The sequence below is a fragment of the Sorangium aterium genome (assembly GCF_028368935.1).
Classification (GTDB): domain Bacteria; phylum Myxococcota_A; class Polyangia; order Polyangiales; family Polyangiaceae; genus Sorangium; species Sorangium atrum.
Genome location: NZ_JAQNDK010000004.1, coordinates 1,532,085 through 1,538,409, shown reverse-complemented (window position 1 = coordinate 1,538,409; position 6,325 = coordinate 1,532,085). Strand labels below are relative to the sequence as shown.

The window sequence follows — 6,325 nt, the reverse complement described above, 5'->3', positions numbered from 1 at the left end:
CTTCAGGGGGCTGTGGCGTGTTGTGAAGCACCGTAGAGGGCCGTGCTCCACCCGGATGACTTCAGGAGACATGCCCCATGCGCCGAAGTCGTGGCAGGCATGACAGGACAGATGCTGAGTCGAGAGCCAGGCCTGAACGTTGGATCGTGAGATCCGTCGCGCCAGCGGGCTGGGTGTGAATGCAGCCCTCTGCGGTTGCGTCGCGACCCTGCGCCGCGCTGGTGTCATCCGGCGGGGGCTCTTGGTGTTCACGCGGGCTTCCGCGCCGAGGTCCGCGCGATCGCGCTCGACTACGCCGACCAGATGGCGCTGGAGTACGCGAGCTTCTGACCCGCGCGCCGGCGGCACCCGCCCGGACTCAGGTGGGCCACCGCCGCCGGGGAGCCTTCTGTACAAGCGGCTCGAGACGGCCGGCGCCGGCGAGCCGGACGATGCTGCGAAAGCGCGGACACTCCATGTGGCTCGGCGCGGAGCACGCCGCCGCGTGGCGCAGGCCGTCGCGCAGGGCGACCAGCCGCTGGATGGTCCGGTCCAGCTCCTCGGCCTTGGCCGTCAGCCGCTCTCGCTCGATGCGCGGCCGGCCGTCGGGCGAGAACATCCGGGCGATCTCGTCCAGCGAAAACCCCGCCACCTGGCCGAGCGCGATCAGCGCCAGGCGCTCCACCACCCCGGGGTCGAACAGCCGCCGCAAGCCCCGCCGGCCGGTGGACGCGATCAGCCCCTTCTCCTGGTAAAACCGCAGGGTCGAGGCGGGCACGCCGGATCGCCGGGCCACCTCCGCGATGTCCAGCTGTTTCATGCTTGACCTCAAGTTGACTTGAACTTGCAGACTACGCCGCATGATTTCCGACATCAAACCGAAGAAGGAGACCCCGATGTCCGAAGCCCATCAGCCGAATCGCGAGCAGATCGCGCTGTGGAACGACCCCGCCGGGCGCACCTGGGTGGAGCTGCAGGAAATGCTGGATGGCATGCTGGCGCCGCTCGAGGCGCCGCTCATCGAAGCGGGCTTCCCCGGCGAGGGCGGGCGCGTCCTCGACGTCGGCTGCGGCGCGGGCGCCACGGCCCTCTCGATGGCGCGGCGCCTCGGGCCAACCGGCCTCTGCCTCGGCGTGGATATCTCCGGGCCGCTCGTGGCGGCCGCCAGGGCGCGCGCCGCCGCCGAGGGCCTGGCTTCCGCCGCCTTCCTCCACGCCGACGCGCAGACCCATGGCTTCGAGCAGGACACGTTCGACGCGGTGATCTCGCGCTTCGGCGTGATGTTCTTCGACGATCCCACGGCGGCGTTCGCCAACATCCGGCGCGCCGCCCGGCGCAGCTCTCGTTCATGGCCTGGCGCAGCCCGGACGAGAACCCGTTCATGACCGAGGCCGCACGCGCCGCGGCCCCGCTCCTGCCCGACTTGCGCGTCCCGCCCCCCGACGCCCCCGGCCCGTTCGCCTTCGCGGACAGAGAGCGCGTGCACCGGATCCTGGACGCGAGCGGCTGGAGCGACGTCGACATTCGCCCGATCGACGCGCCGAGCAGCGTCGCGGAGAAGGACCTGCTCTCCTATGCCACCCGGATGGGACAGGTGGGTCAGGCCCTGCGGGACGCGGACGAGGCGACGCGCGCCCGGACGGCCGAAGCGGTTCGCCCTGCCTTCGACGCGTACGTCCGCGATGGCGCGGCCCGCTTCACCGCGGCCTGCTGGCTCGTGAGCGCGCGCGCCTAGAGATCAGGCGGTCGATGGCTTGCCGGTGTTCACCGCCAGTTGAGCGTCGAAGGCTCGCTTGTAGGCGGGCCGCGCTTCGCCGCGGGCCACATAAGCGGCCAGGTTCGGGTATTCGTCCAGGATGCCCGATGCTCTCAGCCTGAGCAGCACCGACACCATCATCAAGTCGCCGGCGCTGAACGCACCGTCGAGCCAGTCGGCATCGCCCAGGCGAGCGGAGAGCTGGCCGAGCCGAGCCCGGATGCGCGCCTCGACCAGAGGCAGGCGCTCCGCGGTCCAGGGCTTGTCGCCCTCCAGGATCCTGGCGATGACGAGCTCGAGGATCGGTGGCTCTACCGTGTTGACCGCGGCGAACATCCATGTGATCGCGCGCGCCCGAGCATTGGCGTCGTTCGGCAGGAGGCCCGCACGTCGCTCGGCGATGTGAAACACGATCGCCCCCGTCTCGAACAGCGCGAGATCGCCCTCCTCATAGGTCGGGATCTGACCGAAAGGATGAAGCGCCAGGTGCGCGGGCTCCTTCATGGCGCGAAACGAAACGAGGCGAACCTGGTAGGGTTGGCCCACTTCCTCGAGCGCCCAGCGAACGCGCGTATCACGCGCCAGTCCCTTGCCTCCATCGGGTGAGCGTTCAAAGGCGGTAATGGTGATTGTCATCGAGAGGCTCCTCCTCGGCGCGCATCATCGGCTGCGGAGGCAGACCTTTGCAACGGAGGTCGCGAAGCACGCCCGCGTTCCCCCCTCGACGCTGCGGGCTCACTTCGTCCGCTTCAGCGCCGCCTTGAGCACGTGCTCCGCGATGAGGTAGCCGAACCCCTCGCCGTCGATCCGCCGGATCAGCTGGTCGCGCGTGGTCCGGAGCGCCGCCGCGGTGGCGTCCAGGTTCCACCCGTGCGCCGAGAGCTGCTGGAGGAGCCGGGCGCGCCTCACCTGCCCCGCCGCGAGCCGGTACGTCTTCGCGTACTCCAGCGTGCCGTCCTCGCGCACGATCGCCTCGCCGATGTGGTTGTCCAGCGCCGGATCGAGCTCCGTCATGAACCGCTGCAGCGAGAACGGCCCCGCCCGGTACACGCGCTCCGCCGCGATCGGCCGGCCGAGGAGCCCCGCGGCCGTGTCCACGTGCAGCGCGCCGGCCTCCGCCCGCGCCCGGCCGAGCGCGGCCCGCAGGTCGTCGAGCGAGCCGATCCGCGCGGCGTCGAAGGTGTGCTCGAGCGCCTGGCTGTCGCCGTTGTGGCGGGCCGCGTAGAGCAGCGTCTGCTCGTAGAAGTCCTCGATCAGCGTGCGGTGCAGCGCGCGGTAGTCGTCAGGGTGCGACACCACGAACACCGACGCGAGCAGCTCGCCGACGAAGAGCAGGACGCCGCACTGGCCCTCGTGGATCTCGAACACGCGCAGCGCGTCCTCCAGGCTCGGGATCGCGCGGCCGGAGAGCGACATCTCGGTGCGCGGGTCGAGCCCGCGGGAGATCGCCCGCCGCGAGTACTCGGACCAGGCGATCTCGGGGGCGTTGAAGTGCAGCGCGAGGAAGCCCTCCATCGCGAGGTGCAGCGGCAAGAGGCGCAGGCGGTTCCGCTCGGCCGGGTCCTCGCCGCGGACCTCGCGCCGGGCCATGCGGTGGAGCAGCTGGACGCCGCAACCCCACTTGCTGAGCGGGTTTCGGACCTCCGGCCCCGCGAGCGCCGCGCCGTAGGACGCGACAGGCGAGCCGTCGTCGGTCCACCCGATCACGAGCGCGTGCGGCACGTAGGAGCAGTAGGCCCTGCCATCGCCTAGATTGACGATCGACCAGGCGTCGTCGTGCCTGCGGCCGGCGATGCGCAGGTCGTCCCGCGGTGCGTCCCGGAGGAGCGGGACCAGGCGCACGCCCGCGAAGACCTGCGCGTGCGTCGCGGAGAGGCCCCGGAGCGAGAGCGACCGGAGCAGGGCCGGCGCCTTGGCCATCAGGGCACCTCGAGCGCCGCGGCGGGCGCCTCTTCTGCGAGCTCGGCGGCGTCTGCCGGCTCCACTGCGTCCGCCAGCGCCACCGCGTCTGCCAGCGCCACGGCACCTGCCAGCGCCACGGCGCCTGCCGGCCCCGGCTCCACGGCTGGCTCCGCGGCGCCCGGCGTCCGGGCGTGCCGCGAGAGCAGCGCGACCGCGCGCTGCGCGAGGTAGCGCTCGAGCTCCGCGAGCGGCGCCGTGCCCTCGGCAAAGCGTGCGAAACCGAGGACCGTCGGCAGGTCCTCGGCGTCGCGCAGGCCGACCGTCGGGATCGACGGCCCTAGCGCGCGGGGCGCGTAGCGCTCGCTGTCGAACACGGGGTTGATGTGGACGATCGACGTCCGTTGCCCCGGATCGAGCCGCGCCCGAAAGCACCTTGCGACCTCGGCGGCGGCGCCGGGCGGGTCGTTCTCGAAGCCGTCGGAGAGGATGACCACGACGTCGGGTCGCCAGGCGAGCGCGTCGAGCAGCGGCGCCGCGAGATCGGTCTGGCCGTGCGCGCCGACGAGGATCTCGTCGGGCGTGGGCACGGTCCAGAAGGCGCGGTACTCGCGGGCGGCGGCGCGGAGCAGGTAGCTCACGCCGAGCGCGACGGCGAGCGGGCGGCGGCGCTTCTCGCTCGATCCGGACGCCGAGTAGCTCCGGTCGAGCACGGCGGCGACGCGCCCGAGCGCGGCCGGGCTCTTCCTGAGCGCGCGGGCGGCGGCGCGATCGAGCGCCGCGTGGAGCTCGTCGCGGCGCTCGCGCCGCGCCTCCTCGGGCAGCGAGAGCGCGTAGAGGGCGACGCGCGTGAGGGGAGCGCGGCCGAGGTCGACGGCGAGGTCGACGTCCTCCCGCCCGGCGGCGCGCTGGAGCCGGAGGCGCTCGCCCTCGGTCATGCGCGGCGCGGCGCGGCGGAGGAGCTCGTCGCGAGAGACGCCGCGGGCGGCGGCGAGCCCCTCGGCGACGGTCAGCGGCAGGTCGAAGATCGCCTCCTTCGCATAACGCGCCTGCCGCGCGCGCTCGAGGAGCGGCGTCTCGAACGGCGCGCGGCGCCTGGGCTCGAACAGGAACGGCCCGATCTCGCCGGGGAGCTGGAGGTGGGCGTGCACCGCGAGCGCGCGGACGTGGGCGCGGTACTTGACGGCGTCGAACGCCGGGTCCGGCCGGCCGGCGAGGTAGCCGCGGATGACGGCGCGCGCGCGGCGGTTGTTCACGCGGCGATCCCGGAGCTCGCGCAGCGCCCGGAGCGCGCGCTGCGGCGGGAGCTCCCGGAGGGCCGCCGCGATGAGCGAGCCCTCCTCGCGCCGGTCGGCGGCGGGCGTCTCGGCGCCGGTCGCGAGGAGGTTCACGGCGATGCGCGCCTGGTTGAAGTGGTTGATGCCGGCGGCGAGCGTGCGCGCGTAGAGGCGGCGGTAATTGCCGAGGATGTACTCGTGGAGGAACTCGATGGAGACGGCCTGGCCTCCGGAGGTGCCATAGAACTCCGCCTGCCCGGTGCACGCGAAGCAGGCGTTGATGAACATGACGAGGTCCTCGCGCTCGACGCGCTCGGTGTGAAAGCGTGCGGGGGGCGCGGGAGGGGCGGTGGGCATGGCAAAGAGCCGCCCGGGGAATGGTGGGGCGATCAACCTACGACAGTTTCCAGACTGGGATCGGAAATCGCCCCGAAGTCCCACGGGCGGCAACCGGCAGCATACACCCGGGGGGGCACCTCTCGAAGGACAAGATCTCCCTTGACGACAAGGTCATCGCTGGCAGCGCTGAACTCTCCACCCTGCCTGCCATGTCTTCGTCCCCCGCTCCGAACCCAGTTAGGGCAAGGGTGGCGAAAAACGGACAGACATCGACCTCACGAAGCAGGCCCTCGTCGCCTGGGAGGGCACGAAGCCTGTGGTTGCGACCTGGATGTCCCGCGGACTCGTTGTCCCTTGACCGCTTTCCCCGAGGGAGGCAACGCGGCGTGTGGGGCGCGAGCCGCCCCTGGCACGCGTGCCCGCACGGAAAAGTTCCTGGTACAGCGTCACTTTTCCAGGGGGAGCGGGAGGACGCGATGGGGCGGGTTTCAGCGGATTTCGAGGGGGTCGAAGCCGGCGTCGACTCGGCGATCGTGGGCGCTAACCCCGCGATCTCTGGTCGGCCGGACGATTCCGTGACGCTTCCGGCGATGCCCTCAGCGGTTGTGAAGCAGACCGCGCTGACGACCCCTCCCCGACCCGAAGCAGCCCCGATCACGCCCCCGGCGAGCAGCCCGCGCCAGGTGCTCGTCACGACCCTCACGCAGACCATCGCCGCTGCCCACGTAGCGGGCGACCTCGCGACCGCGCAGATCGCCGCTCGCACCCTCTCGGCGCTCCTCAGCGCCCCGCAGCAGCCCAACCACGTTGCGCCTGTCGTCGACCTCGCCAGCGCGCGCCGCGCGCGATCCTGAGCCCATCCTGAACGCCACCGCGGCCGGCTGAACGCCGTCGCCGTCCACCAGGCCGCAAGTCCCACGACGGGGTCTGCCGCCTGGAGGTCGCCGTTCCGCTGATCTACGTCGCCGGTCGGTAGCGGGCGCCGTCTCCCTACGGCGAGGTAGAGGTTCGCGCCATCGTGGACCTGCTCTGGGAGGTGCATCAGTGGGAGCGCTGGGTGTTGATCCTCGTCGGC

The 6,325-nt window shown here is 72.0% G+C and carries 8 protein-coding genes; 4 read left to right on the top strand and 4 right to left on the bottom strand.

The features are described 5' to 3' along the window. The first annotated feature begins 195 nt into the window (after positions 1-195). Positions 196-330: a hypothetical protein gene (locus POL72_RS37340; protein WP_272101593.1), complete on the top strand. Its 135-nt coding sequence runs from the start codon at positions 196-198 to the stop codon at positions 328-330. 28 nt (positions 331-358) lie between these two features. Here the strand turns inward: POL72_RS37340 and POL72_RS37335 are convergent, their stop codons facing one another. After that, positions 359-853 (bottom strand): helix-turn-helix domain-containing protein, encoded by a 495-nt coding sequence (locus POL72_RS37335; RefSeq protein ID WP_276597596.1) that lies wholly within the window; start codon positions 851-853, stop codon positions 359-361. Positions 854-875: 22 nt separating this feature from the next. On the opposite strand from POL72_RS37335, the gene POL72_RS52370 reads away from it, so the two are divergent. Together POL72_RS52370 and POL72_RS52365 are read left to right on the top strand one after the other, a co-directional pair. Continuing rightward, entirely contained in the window at positions 876-1,364 is a 489-nt protein-coding gene (locus POL72_RS52370; protein WP_272101592.1) for a class I SAM-dependent methyltransferase, read from the top strand. After that, positions 1,361-1,714: a hypothetical protein gene (locus POL72_RS52365; RefSeq protein WP_272101591.1), complete on the top strand. Its 354-nt coding sequence runs from the start codon at positions 1,361-1,363 to the stop codon at positions 1,712-1,714. Before POL72_RS52370 ends, POL72_RS52365 begins: the two co-directional genes overlap by 4 nt. A gap of 3 nt (positions 1,715-1,717) precedes the next feature. On the opposite strand, the gene POL72_RS37320 is transcribed toward POL72_RS52365, so the two are convergent. The 3 genes from POL72_RS37320 to POL72_RS37310 form a co-directional block, all read right to left on the bottom strand. Continuing rightward, positions 1,718-2,371, bottom strand: a complete 654-nt coding sequence (locus POL72_RS37320) for a glutathione S-transferase family protein (protein ID WP_272101590.1) — start codon at positions 2,369-2,371, stop codon at positions 1,718-1,720. 99 nt (positions 2,372-2,470) lie between these two features. Continuing rightward, positions 2,471-3,655, bottom strand: coding sequence for an ARPP-2 domain-containing protein (locus POL72_RS37315; protein WP_272101589.1), 1,185 nt, complete (start codon positions 3,653-3,655; stop codon positions 2,471-2,473). Continuing rightward, a complete protein-coding gene (locus POL72_RS37310; protein ID WP_272101588.1) occupies positions 3,655-5,268 on the bottom strand; it encodes a hypothetical protein in 1,614 nt (537 codons plus the stop codon). Before POL72_RS37310 ends, POL72_RS37315 begins: the two co-directional genes overlap by 1 nt. 572 nt (positions 5,269-5,840) lie before the next feature. Between POL72_RS37310 and POL72_RS37305 the strand changes: the two genes are divergently transcribed. Continuing rightward, positions 5,841-6,104 (top strand): hypothetical protein, encoded by a 264-nt coding sequence (locus POL72_RS37305; RefSeq protein WP_157906582.1) that lies wholly within the window; start codon positions 5,841-5,843, stop codon positions 6,102-6,104. The last annotated feature ends 221 nt before the right edge of the window (positions 6,105-6,325 follow it).

Coding starts and splice junctions, on each gene's coding strand:
- POL72_RS37335 (WP_276597596.1), bottom strand. CDS start 853: ATGTCGGAAATCATGCGGCGTAGTCTGCAAGTTCAAGTCAACTTGAGG.
- POL72_RS52370 (WP_272101592.1), top strand. CDS start 876: ATGTCCGAAGCCCATCAGCCGAATCGCGAGCAGATCGCGCTGTGGAAC.
- POL72_RS52365 (WP_272101591.1), top strand. CDS start 1,361: ATGACCGAGGCCGCACGCGCCGCGGCCCCGCTCCTGCCCGACTTGCGC.
- POL72_RS37320 (WP_272101590.1), bottom strand. CDS start 2,371: ATGACAATCACCATTACCGCCTTTGAACGCTCACCCGATGGAGGCAAG.
- POL72_RS37315 (WP_272101589.1), bottom strand. CDS start 3,655: ATGGCCAAGGCGCCGGCCCTGCTCCGGTCGCTCTCGCTCCGGGGCCTC.
- POL72_RS37310 (WP_272101588.1), bottom strand. CDS start 5,268: ATGCCCACCGCCCCTCCCGCGCCCCCCGCACGCTTTCACACCGAGCGC.
- POL72_RS37305 (WP_157906582.1), top strand. CDS start 5,841: ATGCCCTCAGCGGTTGTGAAGCAGACCGCGCTGACGACCCCTCCCCGA.